The sequence below is a fragment of the Aeromonas piscicola genome, assembly GCF_000820005.1.
GTDB classification, from domain to species: Bacteria; Pseudomonadota; Gammaproteobacteria; order Enterobacterales; family Aeromonadaceae; genus Aeromonas; species Aeromonas piscicola.
Genome location: NZ_CDBL01000052.1, coordinates 349870 through 369832, shown reverse-complemented (window position 1 = coordinate 369832; position 19963 = coordinate 349870). Strand labels below are relative to the sequence as shown.

At 60.3% G+C, this 19963-nt stretch carries 23 protein-coding genes; 7 read left to right on the top strand and 16 right to left on the bottom strand.

What is annotated here, in order from left to right:
- Nucleotides 1-107 precede the first annotated feature (107 nt).
- Together BN1128_RS12330 and BN1128_RS12325 are read left to right on the top strand one after the other, a co-directional pair.
- On the top strand, nt 108-899 hold the full coding sequence (locus tag BN1128_RS12330; RefSeq protein WP_042869120.1) for a cytochrome C assembly family protein: 792 nt from the start codon (nt 108-110) through the stop codon (nt 897-899).
- 43 nt (nt 900-942) lie between these two features.
- Nucleotides 943-2223 (top strand): HlyC/CorC family transporter, encoded by a 1281-nt coding sequence (locus BN1128_RS12325; RefSeq protein ID WP_042869118.1) that lies wholly within the window; start codon nt 943-945, stop codon nt 2221-2223.
- Nucleotides 2224-2254: 31 nt separating this feature from the next.
- Here BN1128_RS12325 and BN1128_RS12320 read toward each other — a convergent pair whose 3' ends face one another.
- A complete protein-coding gene (locus tag BN1128_RS12320; RefSeq protein WP_042869116.1) occupies nt 2255-2722 on the bottom strand; it encodes an Rrf2 family transcriptional regulator in 468 nt (155 codons plus the stop codon).
- 111 nt (nt 2723-2833) lie between these two features.
- On the opposite strand from BN1128_RS12320, the gene hmpA reads away from it, so the two are divergent.
- On the top strand, nt 2834-4027 hold the full coding sequence (gene hmpA / locus BN1128_RS12315; protein ID WP_042869114.1) for an NO-inducible flavohemoprotein: 1194 nt from the start codon (nt 2834-2836) through the stop codon (nt 4025-4027).
- A 96-nt stretch (nt 4028-4123) separates the two neighbouring features.
- Here hmpA and BN1128_RS25885 read toward each other — a convergent pair whose 3' ends face one another.
- Nucleotides 4124-4723, bottom strand: coding sequence for a tetratricopeptide repeat protein (locus tag BN1128_RS25885; RefSeq protein ID WP_042869112.1), 600 nt, complete (start codon nt 4721-4723; stop codon nt 4124-4126).
- Here BN1128_RS25885 and BN1128_RS25880 point away from each other — a divergent pair.
- Nucleotides 4722-5036, top strand: coding sequence for a hypothetical protein (locus BN1128_RS25880; RefSeq protein ID WP_042869110.1), 315 nt, complete (start codon nt 4722-4724; stop codon nt 5034-5036). The two genes, BN1128_RS25885 and BN1128_RS25880, sit on opposite strands and share 2 nt — an antisense overlap.
- Nucleotides 5037-5226: 190 nt before the next feature.
- Here BN1128_RS25880 and mdh read toward each other — a convergent pair whose 3' ends face one another.
- The 6 genes from mdh to BN1128_RS12280 form a co-directional block, all read right to left on the bottom strand.
- Nucleotides 5227-6162 carry a malate dehydrogenase gene (mdh, locus tag BN1128_RS12300; protein WP_042869108.1) on the bottom strand — a complete coding sequence of 312 codons (936 nt, stop codon included), beginning with the start codon at nt 6160-6162 and terminating at the stop codon, nt 5227-5229.
- Between the two features lie 221 nt (nt 6163-6383).
- A complete protein-coding gene (gene artM, locus BN1128_RS12295) occupies nt 6384-7046 on the bottom strand; it encodes an arginine ABC transporter permease ArtM (RefSeq protein WP_042869106.1) in 663 nt (220 codons plus the stop codon).
- Nucleotides 7047-7048: 2 nt separating this feature from the next.
- The gene (locus tag BN1128_RS26440; RefSeq protein WP_276325063.1) at nt 7049-7174 is read right to left on the bottom strand and encodes a hypothetical protein; all 126 of its coding nucleotides are present in this window, start codon (nt 7172-7174) and stop codon (nt 7049-7051) included.
- A 2-nt stretch (nt 7175-7176) separates the two neighbouring features.
- Nucleotides 7177-7827, bottom strand: a complete 651-nt coding sequence (gene artQ / locus BN1128_RS12290; RefSeq protein WP_042869104.1) for an arginine ABC transporter permease ArtQ — start codon at nt 7825-7827, stop codon at nt 7177-7179.
- Between the two features lie 3 nt (nt 7828-7830).
- Entirely contained in the window at nt 7831-8568 is a 738-nt protein-coding gene (locus tag BN1128_RS12285) for a transporter substrate-binding domain-containing protein (protein WP_042869102.1), read from the bottom strand.
- A gap of 25 nt (nt 8569-8593) precedes the next feature.
- Nucleotides 8594-9334, bottom strand: coding sequence for an ATP-binding cassette domain-containing protein (locus BN1128_RS12280; RefSeq protein WP_042869101.1), 741 nt, complete (start codon nt 9332-9334; stop codon nt 8594-8596).
- A gap of 201 nt (nt 9335-9535) precedes the next feature.
- On the opposite strand from BN1128_RS12280, the gene argR reads away from it, so the two are divergent.
- On the top strand, nt 9536-10006 hold the full coding sequence (argR, locus tag BN1128_RS12275) for a transcriptional regulator ArgR (protein WP_005308670.1): 471 nt from the start codon (nt 9536-9538) through the stop codon (nt 10004-10006).
- A gap of 91 nt (nt 10007-10097) precedes the next feature.
- Here argR and BN1128_RS12270 read toward each other — a convergent pair whose 3' ends face one another.
- The 5 genes from BN1128_RS12270 to glnK all read right to left on the bottom strand — a co-directional run bounded on the left by BN1128_RS12270 (nt 10098) and on the right by glnK (nt 15478).
- On the bottom strand, nt 10098-11003 hold the full coding sequence (locus BN1128_RS12270) for a Dyp-type peroxidase (RefSeq protein ID WP_042869099.1): 906 nt from the start codon (nt 11001-11003) through the stop codon (nt 10098-10100).
- A 102-nt stretch (nt 11004-11105) separates the two neighbouring features.
- The gene (locus BN1128_RS12265; RefSeq protein WP_042869097.1) at nt 11106-12140 is read right to left on the bottom strand and encodes an ABC transporter ATP-binding protein; all 1035 of its coding nucleotides are present in this window, start codon (nt 12138-12140) and stop codon (nt 11106-11108) included.
- Nucleotides 12141-12215: 75 nt separating this feature from the next.
- Entirely contained in the window at nt 12216-13841 is a 1626-nt protein-coding gene (locus BN1128_RS12260; protein WP_042869095.1) for an ABC transporter permease, read from the bottom strand.
- A gap of 39 nt (nt 13842-13880) precedes the next feature.
- Nucleotides 13881-14888: a Fe(3+) ABC transporter substrate-binding protein gene (locus tag BN1128_RS12255; RefSeq protein WP_042869093.1), complete on the bottom strand. Its 1008-nt coding sequence runs from the start codon at nt 14886-14888 to the stop codon at nt 13881-13883.
- A 251-nt stretch (nt 14889-15139) separates the two neighbouring features.
- Nucleotides 15140-15478 carry a P-II family nitrogen regulator gene (gene glnK / locus BN1128_RS12250; protein WP_042869091.1) on the bottom strand — a complete coding sequence of 113 codons (339 nt, stop codon included), beginning with the start codon at nt 15476-15478 and terminating at the stop codon, nt 15140-15142.
- Nucleotides 15479-15679: 201 nt separating this feature from the next.
- Here glnK and arfB point away from each other — a divergent pair, with 201 nt between their 5' ends.
- Both arfB and BN1128_RS12240 read left to right on the top strand, forming a co-directional pair.
- Complete coding sequence (arfB, locus tag BN1128_RS12245; RefSeq protein ID WP_042038790.1) at nt 15680-16096, top strand: alternative ribosome rescue aminoacyl-tRNA hydrolase ArfB; 417 nt, start codon at nt 15680-15682, stop codon at nt 16094-16096.
- A gap of 43 nt (nt 16097-16139) precedes the next feature.
- A complete protein-coding gene (locus BN1128_RS12240; protein ID WP_042869089.1) occupies nt 16140-16658 on the top strand; it encodes a methylated-DNA--[protein]-cysteine S-methyltransferase in 519 nt (172 codons plus the stop codon).
- Between the two features lie 355 nt (nt 16659-17013).
- Here BN1128_RS12240 and BN1128_RS12235 read toward each other — a convergent pair whose 3' ends face one another.
- The 3 genes from BN1128_RS12235 to BN1128_RS12225 all read right to left on the bottom strand — a co-directional run bounded on the left by BN1128_RS12235 (nt 17014) and on the right by BN1128_RS12225 (nt 19944).
- Complete coding sequence (locus BN1128_RS12235) at nt 17014-18210, bottom strand: NupC/NupG family nucleoside CNT transporter (protein WP_042869087.1); 1197 nt, start codon at nt 18208-18210, stop codon at nt 17014-17016.
- 182 nt (nt 18211-18392) lie between these two features.
- Entirely contained in the window at nt 18393-19328 is a 936-nt protein-coding gene (locus BN1128_RS12230) for a LysR family transcriptional regulator (protein WP_042869361.1), read from the bottom strand.
- Between the two features lie 82 nt (nt 19329-19410).
- Nucleotides 19411-19944 (bottom strand): glutathione peroxidase, encoded by a 534-nt coding sequence (locus BN1128_RS12225; protein ID WP_042869085.1) that lies wholly within the window; start codon nt 19942-19944, stop codon nt 19411-19413.
- Nucleotides 19945-19963 lie beyond the last annotated feature (19 nt).

Below are 19963 nucleotides of genomic sequence, written 5' to 3'. Positions count from 1 at the left end.
GCTCCCTATATATGGGCAGATCGGCGGTAGCACAACTGGCGAGCACATCTTGTGCAAGGTATACTGCCTCTCCTATTCCCAACTGCCTGTTCAACAACGACCTGGTTATGATCGTGATCTCTGTTCTGGCCCTGGCGTTCTATCTGCTGGCCATCATCGCTTCGCTGCACCTGCTTCTCAGTGCCAAACCTGTGGGGCAAGCTCCCCTGTTTGCCTCTATCGGACTGGCCCTGATCGGGCACGGCGCCGCCGTGGCCGGCGAAGTGCTGGTGACCCATTCAGGACAGAATCTGAGCATGCTCAACGTCGCGTCCCTGGTCAGCCTCATCATCAGCTGCTTCATGACCTGCGTCACCCGCCGCTTCAACGGCTGGATCCTGCTGCCCGTGGTCTACAGTTTCTCCGCCCTGCTGCTGGCCGCCAGCGCCCTGATCCCGGGTCGCTATATCACCCATCTGGAAGCCCATCCCCAGCTGCTGCTGCACATAGGGCTCGCGCTGATGGCCTATTCGGTACTGATGATCGCTTGCCTGTTCGCGCTGCAGCTCGCCTGTCTGGACAGGCAGCTGAAGTCGCGCAAGATCAGTCAGTTGCCGGCCATGCCGCCCTTGATGACGGTCGAGAAACGGCTGTTCCAGCTCATCTCGGCGGGCCTGTTCCTGCTGACCCTCTCCATCGCCTCCGGCCTCTTCTTCCTGGAAGACATGTTCGCCCAGGGCAAATCCCACAAGGCGATCCTCTCGATCCTGGCCTGGTGCGTCTACGTGTTGCTGCTGTGGGGTCATCACACCCGTGGCTGGCGCGGTCGCAAGGTCATCACCCTGAGCCTGATTGGCAGCTTCATCCTGACCCTGGCCTACTTTGGCAGCCGCTTCGTCAAAGAAGTCCTGCTGAGCTGATACTCACCCCCCTTTACTTACCCAGCCCCCACAGGAGCCCTTCTTGGACAGCATATCAACGAGCACATTATTGATTGTTCTCGTTATTTTGATCCTCTTGTCTGCTTTTTTCTCAAGTTCTGAAACTGGCATGATGTCGCTCAACCGCTACAAGCTGCGGCATCTGGCTCAAACCAAGCACAAGGCTGCCCGTCGGGTAGAAAAGCTGCTGTCCCGCCCGGATCGTCTGCTGGGCCTGATCCTGATTGGCAACAACCTGGTCAACATCCTCGCCTCGGCCATCGCCACCATCGTCTGCATCAGGCTGTTTGGCGCCTTCGGGGTGGCCATTGCCACCTTCGGCCTGACCCTGATAGTGCTGGTGTTTGGCGAAGTGACCCCCAAGACACTGGCGGCCATGTACCCGGAGAAGATCGCCTATCCCGCCTCTTGGATCCTCAAGGGGCTGATGGTGCCGCTCTACCCCTTTGTCTGGCTGATCAACGGCATCACCAGCGGCCTGCTCAAGCTGCTTCGGCTCCATCCCAACAAGGATGACTCCCTCAACACCGAGGAGCTGCGCACCATAGTCAACGAGGCGGGCAGCCTGATCCCCCAGCGTCATCAGGAGATGCTGCTCAGCATTCTGGATCTGGACAAGATGACGGTGGAACACATCATGGTGCCGCGCAGCGATATCTACGCCATCGACATCAACGATGACTGGAAGACCATACTGCGTCAGCTGGCGCACTGCGCCCACACCAAGATCCTGCTCTACCGCGACAACATCGACGATGTGGTGGGCTTCCTGCACGCCCGCGATGCGCTGCGGCTGATGGCCAGGGATCAGTTCAACAAGTCGAGCCTGCTGCGGGAAGTGGACGAGATCTACTTCATCCCGGAAGGCACGCCGCTCAACGTGCAACTGGCCAAATTCCAGCGCAACAAGGAGCGGATCGGCCTCATAGTGGATGAGTACGGGGATATTCAGGGGTTGATCACCCTGGATGACATACTGGAAGAGATAGTGGGCGACTTCACTACCTCCATGACACCGGCGCCCAGCGACGAGATCCACCCTCAGCCGGATGGCTCGTTTCTGGTGGAGGGCTCGGCCAGCATTCGCGAGCTGAACAAGGAGATGAGCTGGCGGTTGCCCATCGACGGGCCCAGAACCCTGAACGGTGTCATCCTGGAATACCTGGAGGAGATCCCCCAGCCCAACATCAGCCTGCGGCTCGCCGGCTATCCCATCGAGATCCTGGAAGTGGAGAACAACATGGTGAAGATGGCGCGGATCATGCCGGATTTATACCACAACGAGTCGGGATTCGAAGATTGAAAAAAGGCTGCCGATGGCAGCCTTTTTTATCTCACTCGCTCTCCTCGTCCGGCTCCAGCACCAGGGTCGGGATCAAGTCGCCGAACACCTTCTGCAGCTCCTCGCGATTGGCCAGCAGGTCTTGCAGGGTATAGCTGTCCATCACTGCCAAAAAGGCGTTCATCGCCTCCTTCAGGGCATTCTTCAACAAGCAGACAGAGACTATGTGGCAGGCGGGCGAGTTGCAGTCGATGCCGTCCAGATTGCCCTCCAGCGCCCGGATCACCTGGCCGATGTTGACTGTCTCCGGCGCGCAGGCCATGCGGATCCCGCCATTCTTGCCACGCTGGGATTGCAGATAGCCCAGCTTCACCAGTTGATTCACCACCTTGACCATGTGGTTGCGGGAGACGCCATACAAGGCGGAGACCTTGGCCACGCTCGACAGTTCGCCCTGTGGCAGGGTAGCCAGATAGAGCAGGGCTCTCAATCCAAAATCGGTATAGCTAGTTAGTCTCATAGTGCCTGTGTCGCATAACGCGGAAAATTGATTATTGATTCAGATCAAATAAACATCTAGGATGCAGCTTATTAAGTGACATTTTAGATATTCAATTAGCAAGGACCTCCTATGTTAGACCAAGCCACCATCGCCGTCATCAAAAGCACCATCCCTTTGCTCGAATCGGCGGGGCCTGCCCTCACCCAGCATTTCTACCAGCGCATGTTCAGTCACAACCCGGAACTGAAGGATATTTTCAACCTGGCGCACCAGCGCAGTGGCGGTCAACCGCTGGCGCTGTTCAATGCGGTGGCGGCTTACGCCAGGAATATCGACAACCTGGGAGCCCTGGCCGGCGCGGTGGAACGTATTGCCCACAAGCATACGGGTTTCATGATCCAACCGGAACAATATCACATTGTAGGTAGTCATCTCTTGGCCACGCTCAAAGAATTGGGTGGAAGTGCGGTCACCGAAGAGGTGCTGGATGCCTGGGGCAAGGCTTACGGTGTGCTGGCCAGCATCTTCATCGGCCGGGAGAGCGAGATCTATCAGGAGAAAGCGAGTCAGACCGGTGGCTGGCAGGGTCCCCGCCCCTTCACCATCAAGGAGAAACGGGTCGAGAGCGAGCTCATCACCTCCTTCGTACTGGCGCCGCTCGATGGCAAACCGGTACTGCACTTCAAACCGGGTCAGTACCTCAGCATCAAGCTGGCCCACCCCGAGCTGGAGTATCAGGAGATCCGCCAATACTCCCTCTCCGATGCGCCGAACGGTCGCGATTACCGCATCAGCGTCAAGCGCGAGCCCCAGGGCCAGGTCTCCAACCTGCTGCACGACCATCTGCATGCTGGCGATCAGGTGGAGTTGATGCCGCCGACCGGCGACTTCTTCCTGCAGGCCGATGCCACCACGCCCGTGGTGCTGCTCTCCGCCGGCGTAGGCCTCACCCCCATGCTGAGCATGCTCAACCAGCTGCTGACCAAGGGCCATGCAGCCGACATCTGCTGGCTGCATGCCTGTGAACAGGGTGCACTGCACGCCTTCAAGGAGGATATCCGGCACAAGCACGAACAGCACGAGCAGCTGCAGTGCCGAGTCTGGTATCGGGAGCCGGAGGCTCAGGATGAGCAGGGGAAGGACTACGACTTCCACGGCACCATGGAGTTGAGCCAGGTGGCCGAGTTGCTGGCGCCGCAGGCCCACTACTACTTCTGCGGTCCGCTTGGCTTCATGCAGGCAATCAAGGCGCAGTTGAGCGCGGCGGGCATACCGGCCGATCAGCTGCACTATGAAGTTTTTGGTCCCCATCAAGATCTTTAAACGGGGTTGCCCCATATAAAGCAAGGAGGATCCAGCCTGTCATGGCACGGCGGCCGGATCCGGACCCACAGATGCAGATCTGTGGGTCATTTTTATTCAGTGCATCGCCTTGGCACGGGCGATGGCATTGGCCGGCATGCGGTTGGCCAGGCGGCTCAGCAGGCTGGTCGCCTTCTGATGCAGCGCCTTGTCACCGATCACCGTGCTGTGCAGCCAGTGGTAGGCCTCTTCATAATCCAGCGGGCTGCCCATCCCCTGCAGCAGCATCTCGACCCACTCGACCTGTGCCCGTTGAAATCCCAGACTGGCGGCTTCACGCATCAGGGTCTCGGCCTTGACCAGATCCTGCTGCACCAATGTGCCCTTCCAGTAGTAACGGCCCAGCTGTTCCAGCGCCGGTGCCAGCCCTTGATTGGCCGCCTCCCACATGAATTTGACCCCGAGCTCGGCATCGGGCTTGATGCACACCCCCCAGGCCAGCATGTCGCCCCACAGAAACTGATAGGCCGGCACCTTCATCACCTCTGCCCGCACCTCTATATCCTGAGTGAGCTGGCACCTGTCCTGCTTCACCTGCTGCAAGTGACGACCCTGTTCAATCCAGTTGAGCAGCTCGTCCTGGCGATAGAGGGGGACCGCCTGCAAATTGCTGCTGTCGATACCCAGACCGCCACCACCCGATGGCGTGCTGGTCATGGGCCGGCTGGTCGGAGAGAGCCCGCTCTCCGCTGTGGCGGCGGGGGATGGGGTCGCGGGCGCAGATCCCGTTGCAACGGGAGCAGGCTCAGCTGCTGGTGTCGACTCGGACGCCACAGGCAAGGGTGCGGTAGCGGGGACAGCGCCGGATCCGGCAGGCTGGACGGCAGCGATTGACGGCTCGGCGGCAGATACCGCGCTCTGGGTTGCAACCGCTGGCGACTCGGCGGCAGACACTGCACTCTGGGATGCCATCGCCTGCTCGGCAGCGGAAACCGCGCTGCTCGCTGTGGGGGTGGCGGCGGATGCCTGAGGCTCCGCGCCCTGTACCTGGGTGGTCAGCAAACAGACAAGGCCGACAAGGGTAAGTGGTTTCATCATAAGGTTCTCCTGCTGCTCTCTGTTATCGGCAGCCGGCCCCATCCCCTTAGCCCGTCGCCATCTGCATCTGTCACCCATGACAAAGGGGAGCCGAAGCTCCCCTTGTTTGCCAGCTATACGGCTTACTTGACGAAGTCGACACCCAGCTGGATATCGGCTTTCAGGGTGGCCAGCATGCCATCCATAGCCGCTTGCTCGAAGGCACTCAGCTTGCCGTAGTCCAGTATGGTTTCGACGCCGTTCTTGCCCAGCAGTATGGGTTGCGCGAAGAAGGTGGCGTGTTTGCCGTCGCCTTCCACATAGGCGCACTCGATGACGTTGGCTTCGCCCTGCAGACCCTTGATCAGCGACAGACCGAAACGGCAGGCCGCCTGGCCCATGGAGAGGGTGGCAGATCCGCCACCGGCCTTGGCTTCCACCACTTCGGTACCGGCGTTCTGGATACGCTTGGTCATGGCAGCCACTTCTTCAGCAGTGAAGGAAGCGCCTTCGATCTGGGACAGCAGCGGCAAAATGGTCACGCCACTGTGGCCACCGATCACGTTGACACGCACCTTGTCGACGTTCAGGCCCTTGGCCTCGGCCACGAAGGTCTCTGCACGGATCACGTCCAGGGTGGTGACGCCGAACAGGCGGCGCTTGTCATAGACACCAGCTTTCTTCAGCACTTCGGCGGCGATGGCGACCGTGGTGTTGACCGGGTTGGTGATGATGCCGATCAGCGCTTTCGGGCAGGTAGCGGCACATTTTTCCACCAGGTTCTTGACGATACCGGCGTTGATATTGAACAGATCGGAACGATCCATGCCGGGCTTGCGCGCCACACCGGCGGAGATCAGCACCACATCGGCGCCGACCAGAGCCGGGCTCGGATCTTCACCGCAGAAACCTTTTACTTTCACGTCAGTCGGGATATGGCTCAGATCGACCGCCACACCCGGAGTGACCGGGGCAATGTCATACAGGCTCAGTTCGGAACCAGCAGGAAGGCGATTTTTCAACAGCAGAGCGAGGGCTTGGCCTATGCCACCGGCGGCACCCAGAACGGCAACTTTCATGATCAACTCCATGTTTAAGCGTAGGTTTAAGGTTGTTTCTTGTTGTGGGCCCAACCTTAATGGATCCCCCCCTAAAAAACAATCTGATAACAGTTGCAATCACGGGTTCTGTGAGCCAAGAAACAGGCGGCGAATAAAAATGGGGGAAAATGCAGAAAATCAGAGGGGAAGCACAGATTTCCTGCACTTCCCCCTACCATAAATAGGTAGATCTACCGAACTCAGGCCTGGAATGCCAGGGCTCGCCGTTCACACCAGCGGAACCCAATTGTTAACAATCCGTTCATGGTCAGATAGAGGCCACCGGCCACAGTGAACACCGCCAGAGTGTCATACGTCTGGGCGTTGAGGCGCTGGGCCAGACCCATCACATCCATGATGGTGATGGTGCTGGCGAGCGAACTCCCCTTGAGCACCAGGATCACCTCGTTGGAGTAGGCGGGTACCAGACGCCGGGCGGCGTGGCGCACCGTCATCCACAGGGTCTGCCCGGCCGAGAAGCCGAGCGCGCGGCATGCCTCCACCTCGCCGGATGGAATGGCATCGAGCGCTCCCTTGAACAAGCGGGTGGAGTAAGCCGCCGTGTTGAAGCCAAGGGCCAGCACGGCGCAGAACCAGGGCTGCTTGAGCAGCGGCCAGAGCGGTCCGGATTTGAGCCACTCGAACTGGCCCGGCCCGTAGTAGATAAGGAAGATCTGGATCAGCAGCGGCGTGCCGGTGAAGATCAGCACCCACAGCTGTACCAGCTGGGTCGCCACCGGAATGCGCTGCTCCAGCACCCATGTCATGGCAGCCGCCATCAGTACGCCGAGCAGCAGACTGAGGGCAGTTAATTGCAAGGTGATCGCCAGACCACCCAGCAGAGTCATGAAATAGTCCTGCATGGTCAACCTCCGTAGCGGCGGGTATGGCGGGCTGTCTGCTTAAACCCGAATTCACTCAGCTGACTGAAGACGGTCGGTTGCAGGGTGATCACTAATCCCCCCAGCAGAGTCATGAGATGGTCCTGCATGGTCAACCTCCGTAGCGGCGGGTATAGCGGGCAGCCTGCTTGAGGCCGAACTCGCTCACCAGGCTGATGGCCAGATAGATGAGGGCCGCGGCGGCATACCAGGTAAAGGGTTCATAGGTGCTGGCCGAGGCCATCTGGGCCTGACGCATCATCTCGTTCACCCCTATGAGGGAGACCAGCGCAGTGTCTTTCAGCAGCACCAGCCACTGGTTGCCGAGGCCCGGCAGGGCATGACGCCAGGCCTGGGGCAACACGATGCGAAAGAAGATGTGGCTCTTGCCAAGACCGAGCGCCAGCGCCGCCAGCCGCTGCCCGGCGGGCACCGCATTGAGCGCGGCCCGCAGGGTCTGGGTGGCATAGCTGGCAAACAGCAGGGAGAGCGCCAGCACGCCACAGGCGAACGGGCTGAACTCCACATACTCACCGGTGATGAGGAACAGCACCTGGGTCGAGCCGAAGTAGATGAACAGCACCACCAGCAACTCGGGCAGGCCACGGATCAGCGTGGTGAGTGTGGCCACCGGCCACACCAGCGCGCGCTGCTTGCTGAGCTCGGCGGCGCTAAATGCCAGCGCCAATACCATGCCCCCGACCAGTGATGCCAAGGCCAGCCCGAGGGTCATCCAGGCTGCATCCAACAACAGGCTCAACATGGCTTAGTGCGCGAAGTATTTGTCGAAGATTTTCTGATAGGTGCCGTTGGCCTTGATCTCGGCCAGCCCCTTGTTCAGCTGAGTCAGCAGCTCCAGGTTACCCTTGGCCACTGCGATGCCAAAGCCGGTACCGAAGTACTTGGCATCGGTCACAGGCTCACCGATCACGGCATATTCCTTGTGCTGCTTGAGCCAGTCGGCCGCCACGGCAGTATCGGCAAAGACACCATCGGTACGGCCATTCATCATGTCGAGGAAGGCACTCTGGTAGCTGGCATAGGGCACTGTCAGCAAGCCTTTGCTGATCCAGTTATCCACCAGATAGGACTGATGGGAGGAACCATTCTGCACGCCGACCGTCTTGTCGACCAAGTCTTCCGGCCCCTTGAAGGTCCCTTTCTTGGCCACGAACACGGCGGAGTTCTCGTAATAGATGTCGGAGAAGTCGACCTGGGCGGCCCGCTCCGGGGTCACGTCCATGGCGGCGATGGCGGCGTCATAGCGACGGAACTTGAGGCTGGGGATGAGGCTGTCAAAGGCCTGGTTGTGGAAGCTGCACTCCAGCTTGGCCTGGGTGCAGATGGCACGGGCCAGATCGATGTCGAAACCCTGGAACTCGTTCTTGTCATCCAGGTATTCGAACGGAGCATAAGTGGCCTCGGTGGCGAACTTGATCTCCTTGGCCAGCACCGAGGTGCTCAACAGGCCCATGGCAGCAACCAGCAATAGACTCTTTTTCATGACAGCTTCCTTATCGATTTGAATATCAATGCATCAAGAACTCGGCAAACCGGCTGGTTTGCGGGGATGTGAAAATGGCGGCGGAGCCGGATTCGATGATCCGTCCCTTCTCCAGATAGATCACCTGACTGGCCACCTTGCGGGCGAACTCCACCTCGTGGGTCACCACCACCTGGGTGATGCCGGTCTGGCCCAGATTGCGGATGATCTCCGCCACTTCTTTGGTGATCTCGGGATCGAGGGCCGCCGTCGGCTCGTCAAACAGCAGCACCTGCGGATCCATCATCAGGGTACGGGCGATGGCCACCCGCTGCTGCTGGCCGCCGGAGAGCCGGGCAGGCCAGGCATCGCGCTTGTCCGCCAGTTGCAGCTGGGTCAGCAGGTAGGCGCCCTTCTCGATGGCCGCCGCCTTGCTCATGCCGAGCAGCTTGACGGGGGCCTCGATCAGGTTCTCCATCACGGTCAGATGTGGCCAGAGATTGTACTGCTGGAACACCATGCCCACCTTGCGGCGCAGCGCCTGTGCCTGACGGTTGAATTCGGCGGCAGAGAGGCTGGACGGGAAAGAAAATTCACTGTCACCTATGCGCAATACACCGGCATCCGGGGTGTCCAGCAGGTTCATCATGCGCAGCAGCGAACTCTTGCCGGCACCACTCGGGCCCAGCAGCACCAAGGTTTCACCGGGTGCAGTCAGAAAGCTGACATCTTGCAGTACCGGCACCTTGTGCCAGGATTTTTCGATACCGATTAATTCAATACCCATACAGCCCAATTGAATAAGTTTTCAAAATTTCGTCCCGATTTTAGCCACAAGATGGGTGGATGCAAGCTAATTTTGAATCAATATGCAGAACAAGCGCCGCTTCCTTGCAAAAATAGGCACATGAATGCAAAATGGGCACGCTGTTCATATCTGCCGCCTGAGCGTGACAGGCAGCCACACCTCCTCATTCGTGAGTCCAAGATGAAGCATAACGACAAGCAAGAAAAACTGGCCAAGGCCTTTAAAGCCTTGCTGAAAGAAGAACGATTTGGCTCCCAGGCAGAGATAGTGACTGCCCTGCAAGAGATGGGCTTCGAGAACATCAACCAGTCCAAGGTATCGCGCATGCTGAGCCGCTTCGGCGCCGTTCGCACCCGCAATGCCAAGATGGAGATGGTCTACTGCCTGCCGGTGGAACTAGGCGTGCCCACCACCTCCAGCCCGCTCAAGAACCTGGTACTGGACGTCGACCACAATGGCGCCCTGGTGGTGATCCACACCAGCCCGGGTGCGGCCCAGCTCATCGCCCGCCTGCTCGACTCCCTCGGCAAGGCCGAAGGGATCCTCGGCACCATAGCCGGTGATGACACCATCTTCATCACCCCGACCAGCGACACCGACATCGAAGAGCTCTACCTCTCCGCCCTCGAGCTGTTCGAACAGACCCCTTAATCAGGCACGTCCGTCACGCAGTGGTGACGCCCCCTGAACGAAAAATCCCGGCCAAGGCCGGGATTTTTGTTATCTGCATTGTGCAACGGGTCTATTTGCCTTGAGCCAGCAGGAAGTCTTCCGAAGGTGCGAAGAAGGCCGCCCCGGTCACGGCCTTGGTGAAGCGCAGCAGGTGGTCGAAGTGACTGCCCTCCCCCTTGTACATGCTGGCCAGCATGGCGTTGAAGTGCAGCTGCGTGCGGCAGCAGGAGATGAAGTAGAGCCCCTGCTCGGTCATGGTGCCCCAGGGCATGCTCTGGCGCAGTATCTCCATGGACTCGCCCTTGGGGGTCTTGAGGTTGACCCGCTTGATGTGGGCAGTCAGCGGCTTGTCGGCCGATTCATACTCTATGTTGTCGGCCTTGGTACGACCTATGATGTCTTCCTGCTCCTTCAGGGCCAGCCTCTCCCAGTCGCTCATGGCGTGCACCCAGCGCTGGACGTGGATATAGGAGCCGCCGGCAAATTCGCCGCCCTCGAGCAGCGCCACTTCGGCCCTGTGCTCATCCTGCGGGTTTTCGGTGCCGTCAACGAAGCCGGTCAGATCCCGGCAATCCAGATTGCGGAAACCACGCACCTCTTCGGCCAGTACCACCAGCCCCGCCAGCAAGGCCATCACGCGCTGACCGGCGTGGTGCAGCACATCGACCCGATCGGCGCGCAACTGCACGAAGAGATCGAACGGGGTATTCGGCGCCTGCTGACCATTGGCTTCCTGAGCCATAAAGCCACGGAACTGGGGCGGACGGGCGGCAGGGTAGAGACCATCCCAGGCATCGGCGCCGATGGCGACCAGACCGCTGAAGCCGGCATCGGGAAAATCGGCGGCAACCGCTTCCCACAGGGCAGGCAAGCTGGCCAGACGGGCCACCAGTTCGGCTTCGTCGCCAGTGCGATTGAACATCAGATAGAGGGCGTGCAGATTCGGCTCTGCACAGATCCCGGCTTGGGCTTTCATATATCTCTCCCCTGAACAGGCATTAGCTATGTTGGCGTTGCGTTGCGCGATTATAAACCAGAGTGAATCCAGTTCCTTGATTTCACAACGATATCAGGTCTGTCACAGCAATGGTTCAAACAGCACGAGCGCATGCGGGGCAAGGTTGACCCGTGCCCGCGTCCCGCCAAGCGGCTCGCCAATGCTGGCCTCGAGCCGCTGGCCGCCACACTCGAACAACACCCGGCAGTGATGGCCGAGGAACTGCTGCTCAAGCACCGCCAGCTCACCGCCGTCGACGGCCTCCAGCAGCAGCTGCTGGGGTCTGAGCATCAATTGCAACAGCTCACCCACGGCGCGGCCGTGAGGCTCGGTGCCGCACACCACCCCCAGCGACGTCTGCACACAATGGCTGTCCACCACCTCGGCGGCCAAATAGTTGACCCCACCGAGAAACTCCGCCACGAAGCGGTTCTGCGGGCGGCGATAGAGCTGCTCCGGCTGACCCACCTGTTCTATGTGGCCGGCACGGAACAGCGCCAGCCGGTCGGCGAAGGCGAACGCCTCCTCCTTGCTGTGGCTGACAAAGATGGCGCCTATCCCCTGCTGCTTGAGCAGGGCGCGGATCTCGAGAATAAGCTTCATCCGCACCTGGGTGTCGATGTTGGAGAAGGGCTCATCCAGCAGCATCAGCCTGGGCTTGCACACCAGGGCGCGGGCGATGGCGACCCTCTGCTGCTGGCCGCCGGAGAGCTCATGCGGATAGCGCGCCCCCAGACCCTGCAGATTGACCAGCGTCAGCGCCTCATCCACCCGCTGCTGGCGAGCGCTGCGATCGAGCCGGGTCAGGCCGAAGCCGACGTTGTCGGCCACCGTCAGGTGTGGAAAGAGGGCGTAATCCTGAAAGATCATGCCGATGTTGCGCGCCTCGGGCGGCACGCAGTCCCCGGGCCCATCAAGCAGAGTATCACCAAGACGGATCTTGCCCTCCGCCAGCGGCAGCAGACCGGCGATGGCCTTGAGCAGCGTGGTCTTGCCACAGCCGCTAGCCCCCAGCAGACAAACGATCTCGTTGTCGGCCACCGTCAGGGAGAGCTGCTCCAGCACATTGCGACCGTTGTAACGGCAACTGACATTTTCAACCTGCAAGCAAGACACGGCTGACTTCCTCATCATTCTTTTGGTTCGGACCGACCTGCGGCCGGACAAGATTGCAGAAATTGATCTGCCCGTTCAGTGACCCGGACTATCCAGACTGCGGTTGACCCAGATAAGCGGCAGCAAGCCCACCAGTACGATGACGATGGCGCCGAGCGCTCCCCGCTCCAGCATCTCGTCCGAGACGAATTGATAGACGTGGGTCGCCAGGGTATCGAAGTTGAAGGGCCGCAGCAGCAGGGCGGCGGGCAGCTCCTTCATGGATTCGATGAACACCAGCATGGCGCCGGCAAACAGGCCGCGCCGCACCAGTGGCAAATGCACCCGGCGCAGCATGCCGGTATCCCCCTGCCCCAGCGAGCGGGCCGCCATGTCGAGGCTGGGGGAGATCTTGCCCATGCTGCTCTCCACCGAGCCGATGGCGATGGCCACGAAGCGCACCAGGTAGCCGAACACGATGGCGGTGATGGTGCCGGTCAGCAGCAGGCCGGGGCCCTGGCGGCCGAGCCACTCGGCCAGATCATTGATGGCAAAATCGAGGGCAGTGAGCGGCACCAGCACGCCGATGGCCAGCACTGTGCCCGGCATGGCGTACCCCATGGCAGAAATGCGCAGGGGCAGCAGACTCTTGATCCCGCCATCGAGGCGGCGGCAGAAGCCGAGCAGCAGGGCTATGCCCATGGCGAGCAGGGCGGTCAGCGTCGAAATGAGCAGACTGTTGCCGGCGAAGCGGACAAACTCCGGCGTCCAGGAGAGTTCGAAATAGCGCACCCCGTAATCGAGCAGGATGACAAACGGCAGGCCGAAGCCAGCCAGCACCAACCCCCAGCACCAGAGACCGGCCAGCCAACGACTCACCCCCTTGAGCGGGTAGCGCAACGGCGGCTCATGGCCCATGGATTTCTGGAACACCTGCTGACGGCGACGGGAGCGACGCTCGAAGGCGATCAGCAGCACCACGGCCAGCAGCATCAGACAGGAGAGTTTGGCTGCGGTGGCCAGACTGCCGTAGCCGAGCCAGGTGTCGTAGACCGCCGTGGTCAGGGTATTGATGGCAAAGAAGTGAACGGTGGCGAAGTCGGCCAACGTCTCCATGGCCACCAGCGACACCGCCACCATGATGGCGGGACGTGCCAGCGGCAGGCTGAGGCGACGAAAACTCTGCCAGGGGCCACACCCCAGCAAGCGGCTGGAGTGGATCAGGCTGACCGACTGCTCCAGAAAGGAGGCGCGCGCCAGCAGATAGACGTAGGGGAAGAGTACCAGCGCCAGCACCCAGGCGGCGCCGCCGAGGGATCGAATGGCCGGGAACCAGTAATCTGCCGGTCTGCTCCACTCAAACAGGGTTCGCAATCCCGCCTGCAGCGGCCCCGAGTAGTCGAGCAAGTCTGTGTAGACGTAGGCAACGATATAGGAGGGCATGGCCATGGGCAGCATCAGCGCCCACTGCAGGGCACGCCGCCCCGGCACCTGACACATGGCGACCAGCCAGGCGGTGGGCACCCCGAACAGCAGGCTGAGCAGCACCACACCCGCCACCAGCCCCAGCGTATTGGCAAGGTAGTCGAGCAGCACAGTATCGGCGAGGTGGCGAAACAGGTCTCCATCTGCCGAGAAGGCAGAGAAGATCAGGGCGAGCACCGGCAAACCCAGCAGCAGGGCGGTGGCCCAGCTGCCGGTAATCCATCCAAAATTTTTCATGAGACCACAGAGGTTGATGGGGCCGTTGGCCCCATCTGATTACAAGTCGAATTTCACTTCATCCAGCAGCTGCAAGGCGTCCTTGCGATGCTTGGCATAATCGCTGACCGGCATGGGGTCAGACTTGAAACTGCCCCAGGACTTGACCATGGCGGACGGCTCGACCCCGGCCTTGACCGGATACTCGGCATTCACGTCCGCATACATATGCTGGGCGGTGTCGCCAGCCAGAAACTCCATCAGCTTGCGGGCTTCATCTTTGTTCTTGGCGTACCTGGTCATGGCCACGCCGCTCACGTTGACGTGGGCACCGCGGTCAGCCTGGTTCGGAAAGTTGATATAGACCGCATCGGCCCAGGACTTCTGCGCCGGATCTTTCAGCATGGCGCCCAGGTAGTAGCTGTTGCCGAGCGACAGGTCACAGATGCCATCCTTGATCGCCTTGACCTGATCCCGGTCGTTGCCCTGCGGCTTGCGCGCCAGGTTGGCCTTGACCCCTTCCAGCCAGGTCTTGGCATCCGCCATGCCATGATGGGCGATCATGGAGGAAACCAGCGCCACATTGTACTCATGCTTGCCGCTGCGGGTACAAATTTTCCCTTTGAATTCAGGCTTGACCAGATCTTCGTAGCTGATGGTGTCGAGCTTGCCGAGGCGTTCCTTGCTGGAATAGATGGCGCGCACCCGGGTGGTCAGGGCGAACCAGCGATTCTCCGGGTCACGATAGATGGAAGGGATATTCTCCTGCAGTATCTTGCTGTCCACCGGCTGCACCAGCCCCTTGTCCACCAGATCGGTCAGCCGGCTGATGTCGACGGTCAGCATGAGATCGGCCGGGGAGAGCTTGCCTTCCCGCTCCAGACGCTCGTTCAGCCCCTCTTTGGCGAACACTACGTTGACCTTGATACCCGATTCCTTCTCGAACTGCTGGATGATGGGCTTGATCAGCTCATCCTGACGGCTGGAGTAGACGTTCACCTCCCCTGCCGCCAACGCGCCCTGAGCAGCCAGAGTCGAGAAAGCCAGAGCCAGCATCTTCATTTTCATCATCCATTCCTTGAGTTGCTATATCGAGTGATAACCATTGCTGTTTGTATTTTGCATTGGCCTCGACAGCGGGATCAAGAAAACATCGAGTGCGGGATCACATATTTAAACGCCGTGCAAACAAAAGGGCCGGATAGAATCCTATCCAGCCCCACCATGGAGTCTATCCGCGACTTCACATCGGCAATCTGTCCGGTCTGGCCAATCCGCAACAGAGTGCCCTTGCTCAAACCGGCATCAGGCGCAAGGGATCAGAGCGCCTCGTCATCGCTCTCGCCGGTACGAATGCGCACCGCCTGCAGCAGGTCGTAGACGAAGATCTTGCCGTCACCGATCTTGCCGGTGTAGGCCGCCTTGCAGATCGCCTCTATCACACCTTCGACATTGTCATCGGCCGTCGCTATTTCCAGCTTCACCTTGGGTAAGAAGTCGACCTGGTACTCGGCTCCCCGGTATAATTCGGTATGCCCCTTCTGGCGGCCAAACCCTTTGACCTCGGACACGGTCAAACCCTCGACCCCCAGGTTGGCGACGGCTTCGCGCACATCGTCCAACTTGAACGGCTTGATAATCGCAGTAATCAGCTTCATCTGGTTGCTCCCAATCCATGGTATGTCATGAATTGGGAATCAATTCTTGTGCCAAGTCTTTTTATTGTTTAATTTCAAAAGGATAGTGTTTTTATCCGGGATAGATACCCCCCAACATCACCAAGGGAGCGCATCTCGCCCCATAATGAGGCACCAAGCTGAACCAGCCTCTCCCGATGCACCAAACAAGAGCACAGCAGTATGTTAGTCATCTCCAACAGCGTGACCCTGCCCTGGCATGAGCTGCAGTTTCAAGCCATGCGGGCTCAGGGTGCCGGCGGCCAGCACGTCAACAAGACCGACTCGGCCGTCTGGTTGCGCTTCGATTACCGCAGCTCCCCCAGCCTGCCGGATCTCTACAAGGAGGGGCTCGACAAGCTGAGCGACAGCCGGGTACACGACGGTTTTATCCAGATCCGCGTCGAGACCCATCGCAGCCAGGACATGAACCGCAAGGAGGCCATGAGCCGCTTGGTGGAGCTGCTTAAAAAAGCCGCCTGGCGCCCCAAGGCCCGTCATGCCACCAAGCCGACCCGCAGTTCCCAGCGCAAGCGGGTCGACGCCAAGAAGCGCAAGGGCGACATCAAGTCGGCCCGCGGCAAACCCGTGCTGGAGTAATACCGCCAGCCTTACGACTTGCCCACGCCAAGGATGAGAGAAGATGAGATACAGTTTTTGCGACAGCGCCCACGGCCCCCTGCTCATCGCCATCGATCGGGATGGCCTGCGCCACGTGGAGTTCATGCAGGGTGAGCGCCCCATCATGCCAGCCCCTCAGTGGCGTCAGGATGATCTGGCGCTGGCGCCCTACGTCGAGCAGTTCGCCGCCTACTTCGCCGGCCGGCTGCAGCGTTTCGAGCTGCCGCTCGCCGCCAAAGGCACCCCGTTCCAGCAATCGGTATGGCGCGCCCTGTGCGACATTCCCTACGGCGAAACCGTCAGCTATCTCGAAATAGCCCAGTCCATCGGCAACCACAAGGCGGTACGGGCGGTTGGCGCCGCCAATGGTCGCAATCCCCTCAGCATCATAGTGCCCTGTCACAGGGTGATTGGGCGCAGCGGCCAGCTGACCGGTTATGCCGGCGGCATCCCCATCAAACGCTGGCTGCTGGCACTGGAGCAGCAAACCGCCACTTCATTCGAGTTGACCCCTGATGGGATGGCAGCGGCATCCCTGTAAAACACTGGCTGCTGACTCTGGAGCAGCAAACTGACGGTTCATTCAGGCTGACCCCCTGCCAACAGCGGCATCCCTGAAAAACTCGGACTTCAGCCGCTGGGTTGGCCCCGTTTCGCGTTTAGCAAAATGAATACAGTATGAAGAATCGCCTCAGAAGGGCTTCAGACAGGGTCAGGCATCATGGCTTCACACTTGGATGGCATGGCTCATCCCTCATTCAAGTGGCACCCATGTGACGCTTCCAATCTGTCTTTTTCCCCGCGCCTCCTCTGAGGCGCTTTTTTTTGCCTGAACGCGGCCACAAAAAAGCCCGCCGAAGCGGGCTCTGACCGGAAGGTGCCAGTTTCGAGGGCAATCAGAGGGCGAGGAACAGCCCCGCCAGCGAGGCACTCATCAGGTTCGCCAGCACACCCGCCAGTATGGCGCGCATGCCGTAACGGGCGATGAATGACTTGCGCTCCGGCACCATGGCACCCAGACCACCGATCAGGATCGCCATGGAGGAGATGTTGGCGAAACCGCACAGGGCGAAGGTGACTATGGCCTTGCTCGATTCGTTCAGGGTCTGATCCTGCACTAGGGCGATGAAGGCGACGAATTCATTGATGACTATCTTGGTCCCGATCAGGGCGCCAGCGGCCTGGGCCTGATCCCATGGCACGCCGATCAGCCAGGAGACGGGGGCGAACAGCCAGCCCAGGATGATCTGGAAGCTCAGCTCCAGCCCCACCAGATCACCGGCCCAGCCCAGCAGGCCGTTGAGCATGGCGATCACCCCGACGAAGGCCAGCAGAGTCGCACCGACCGCGACCGCTATGTTGAGGCCAGCCATGGCGCCATCGGCCGCCGCTTCGATGACATTGGTCGCACGAGGGATCTCCACGTCCTGATGGTGATCCACCTCGCCGATTCCGGGCGGCACCAGGATCTTGGCCATCGCCAGACCGGCGGGGGCCGACATAAAAGCCGCAGCTATCAGGTATTTCAGCTCTACCCCTATGCTGGCATAGCCCACCAGGGTGCCGCCGGCCACGGAGGCGAGGCCGCAGCTCATCACGGCGAAGAACTGGGAGTCAGACATCTTGGAGAGGTAGGGTTTGACCACCAGCGGTGCTTCCACCATGCCGACGAAGATGTTGGCGGTGGCGGAGAGACTCTCGGCACGGCCGGTACCCAGCAGCTTCTGCAGACCGCCGCCCAGCAGGGCGATGACCCGCGGCATCAGGCCTATGTGGTAGAGGATGGCAATCACCGCGGAGAAGAAGATGATGACCGGCAGCACGTTGAACGCAAAGATGAAGCCCAGCTTGAACTTGGCCAGATCGCCGAACAGGAAGGCGATCCCCTCCTGACCGTAACCGATCACGCTGCTGACACTCTCGCTGACCCCGTTCAGCACATGCTGACCGGCAGGCAGCCAGAGCACCAGGCCGGCGAAGAGGACTTGCAGGCAGAGGGCGAGTCCCACTGTTCGCAACGGGATACGACGACGATTATCAGAGCAGAGCACGGCCAGGGCCAGGATACTCAGTATGCCGAGCAGGGCTATCATAGGGACTCCATCAAGGGGGGCAAAAGATGGGCGCGGATTCTGCGCCCCATGCTCCGCCACTGCAAGCCCGCTTGGTTACAGCCCTGTTAGCAAAAACGTTTGCACGATACCGGTTGCGCCAACCTGCTGATTTGGTTCAATTTTGGTATCACGCGAAAGCCAGCGTTCTTATATGGAAACGATCATTCCTCCGCACCGGACAATTTACCGCCTAGCCAGGGAGCAAGTCGCTGCTCCCAATAGGGATTGGGGCCGAAGCTCTCCTTGAGGAAATCGATGAACAGCCGGATCTTGGGATCCAGATGTTCGCGCCTGGCGTAGACGGCGTGCACCGCCATCTTCTGGTTCGGTCGCCACTGGGGCAGCAGGGGGATCAGCTGACCGGACTGCAACTCCTTGTCCAGCAAGTAGTTGGCGACATAGGCGATGCCGAGCCCGGCCAAGGCGGCATCGCGCACCGCCTCCGCCAGATCCACCCGGTAGTTGCCGGCCACCTGCACCGTCTGGCGTTCCTTGCCCTGGCGAAACGACCACTCGTGGTAGCGCCGCTCCCGGCTCTGGTAGGTGATGCAGTTGTGCTGGGCCAGATCTCTTGGGTGCAGCGGGGTGCCGTGGCTCAGCAGATAATCCGGCGAGGCCACCAGCACGAAGTGAATGTCCGCCAGCCGCTGTCCCACCAGCGCCTCTGGCTTGTCTTCATAGGTGGTGATCCAGAGATCCAGCCCCTCATCCACCAGGTTGGTTCTGTGATCGAACAGGGAGACTTCCAGCTCCAGCTCCGGGTAACGATCCTGAAACGCCTTGAGGCGCGGGATCACGTGCAGCCGGCCAAACGACTGACCGACCCCCAGATGCAGAATTCCGCTCACCTTGCCACGGCGCTCCGCCACCATGGAGTCCGCCTCCAGCGCCACCGCCACCAGGGCGCGGCAATGCCGGGCATACTCCTGGCCGAGTTCGGTCAGGGAGAAGCGGCGAGTGGTACGCTGCACCAGCTGGGCACCGAGTTCGGCCTCAAGCTGGGCCAGCTGCTTGCTGATGTGGGATTTGGAGACGCCGAGCCGCCGCGCGGCCGCCGAGATGCCCTGTTCACGGACCAGCGCATCGAAGATCACCATTTGGGGCAGACGTTGCAGCACGGGATTACCAGATAGGAGAGCGGGCCTCCATTATTCCAGAGCGGCCCGCAGCGGGGTAGACCTAAAGTCCGAGCGCCCGTTTGACCTCTTTTTGCAGGGGATCGTCGGCCGGATTCTGATTCGCACCATAACTCGCGACCAGCTTGCCATCGCGCCCTATCAGGTACTTGTGAAAGTTCCAGCCCGGCGCCTCGCCCGCGGCCGCGGCCAACCCCTTGTAGAGCGGGCTGGCATCGTCACCGCGTACCGCCAGCCGGTTGAACATGGGGAAGGTCACCCCGTAGTCACGGCGGCAAACAGCGGCGGTTTTGTCCTCATCCCCCGACTCCTGCCAGAAGTCGTTGGACGGAAAACCCAGCACTATCAGCCCCTTGTCTTTGTAGGTCTGGTAAAGCGTCTCCAGATTCCCAAACTGGCCGCGATAGCCGCAATAAGACGCTGTGTTTACCACCAGCACCACCTTGCCTTCGGTCAGCTGGCAGAGGTTGTGGCGCTGGGTGCTGTTGAGCTCCCGTTGCTCCACATTGAAATAATCAGGACAGGCAGCGGAGGCCGTCCCAACACCAAGCAGCAATAACAGAGTGAACCATTTCATCGGGCAACTCCTTTTGAAC

Coding starts and splice junctions, on each gene's coding strand:
- artQ (WP_042869104.1), bottom strand. CDS start 7,827: ATGTTGAGCCTGTTGTTGGATGCAGCCTGGATGACCCTCGGGCTGGCC.
- BN1128_RS12255 (WP_042869093.1), bottom strand. CDS start 14,888: ATGAAAATGAAGATGCTGGCTCTGGCTTTCTCGACTCTGGCTGCTCAG.
- BN1128_RS12240 (WP_042869089.1), top strand. CDS start 16,140: ATGAGATACAGTTTTTGCGACAGCGCCCACGGCCCCCTGCTCATCGCC.
- artM (WP_042869106.1), bottom strand. CDS start 7,046: ATGCAGGACTATTTCATGACTCTGCTGGGTGGTCTGGCGATCACCTTG.
- mdh (WP_042869108.1), bottom strand. CDS start 6,162: ATGAAAGTTGCCGTTCTGGGTGCCGCCGGTGGCATAGGCCAAGCCCTC.
- BN1128_RS12320 (WP_042869116.1), bottom strand. CDS start 2,722: ATGAGACTAACTAGCTATACCGATTTTGGATTGAGAGCCCTGCTCTAT.
- BN1128_RS12280 (WP_042869101.1), bottom strand. CDS start 9,334: ATGGGTATTGAATTAATCGGTATCGAAAAATCCTGGCACAAGGTGCCG.
- BN1128_RS12230 (WP_042869361.1), bottom strand. CDS start 19,328: ATGGTGATCTTCGATGCGCTGGTCCGTGAACAGGGCATCTCGGCGGCC.
- BN1128_RS25885 (WP_042869112.1), bottom strand. CDS start 4,723: ATGACCAGCACGCCATCGGGTGGTGGCGGTCTGGGTATCGACAGCAGC.
- BN1128_RS12225 (WP_042869085.1), bottom strand. CDS start 19,944: ATGAAATGGTTCACTCTGTTATTGCTGCTTGGTGTTGGGACGGCCTCC.
- BN1128_RS12260 (WP_042869095.1), bottom strand. CDS start 13,841: ATGAAAAATTTTGGATGGATTACCGGCAGCTGGGCCACCGCCCTGCTG.
- BN1128_RS26440 (WP_276325063.1), bottom strand. CDS start 7,174: ATGCAGGACCATCTCATGACTCTGCTGGGGGGATTAGTGATCACCCTG.
- BN1128_RS12330 (WP_042869120.1), top strand. CDS start 108: ATGATCGTGATCTCTGTTCTGGCCCTGGCGTTCTATCTGCTGGCCATC.
- arfB (WP_042038790.1), top strand. CDS start 15,680: ATGTTAGTCATCTCCAACAGCGTGACCCTGCCCTGGCATGAGCTGCAG.
- glnK (WP_042869091.1), bottom strand. CDS start 15,478: ATGAAGCTGATTACTGCGATTATCAAGCCGTTCAAGTTGGACGATGTG.
- BN1128_RS12235 (WP_042869087.1), bottom strand. CDS start 18,210: ATGATAGCCCTGCTCGGCATACTGAGTATCCTGGCCCTGGCCGTGCTC.
- BN1128_RS12270 (WP_042869099.1), bottom strand. CDS start 11,003: ATGAAAGCCCAAGCCGGGATCTGTGCAGAGCCGAATCTGCACGCCCTC.
- BN1128_RS12285 (WP_042869102.1), bottom strand. CDS start 8,568: ATGAAAAAGAGTCTATTGCTGGTTGCTGCCATGGGCCTGTTGAGCACC.
- BN1128_RS25880 (WP_042869110.1), top strand. CDS start 4,722: ATGGGCCGGCTGGTCGGAGAGAGCCCGCTCTCCGCTGTGGCGGCGGGG.
- hmpA (WP_042869114.1), top strand. CDS start 2,834: ATGTTAGACCAAGCCACCATCGCCGTCATCAAAAGCACCATCCCTTTG.
- argR (WP_005308670.1), top strand. CDS start 9,536: ATGAAGCATAACGACAAGCAAGAAAAACTGGCCAAGGCCTTTAAAGCC.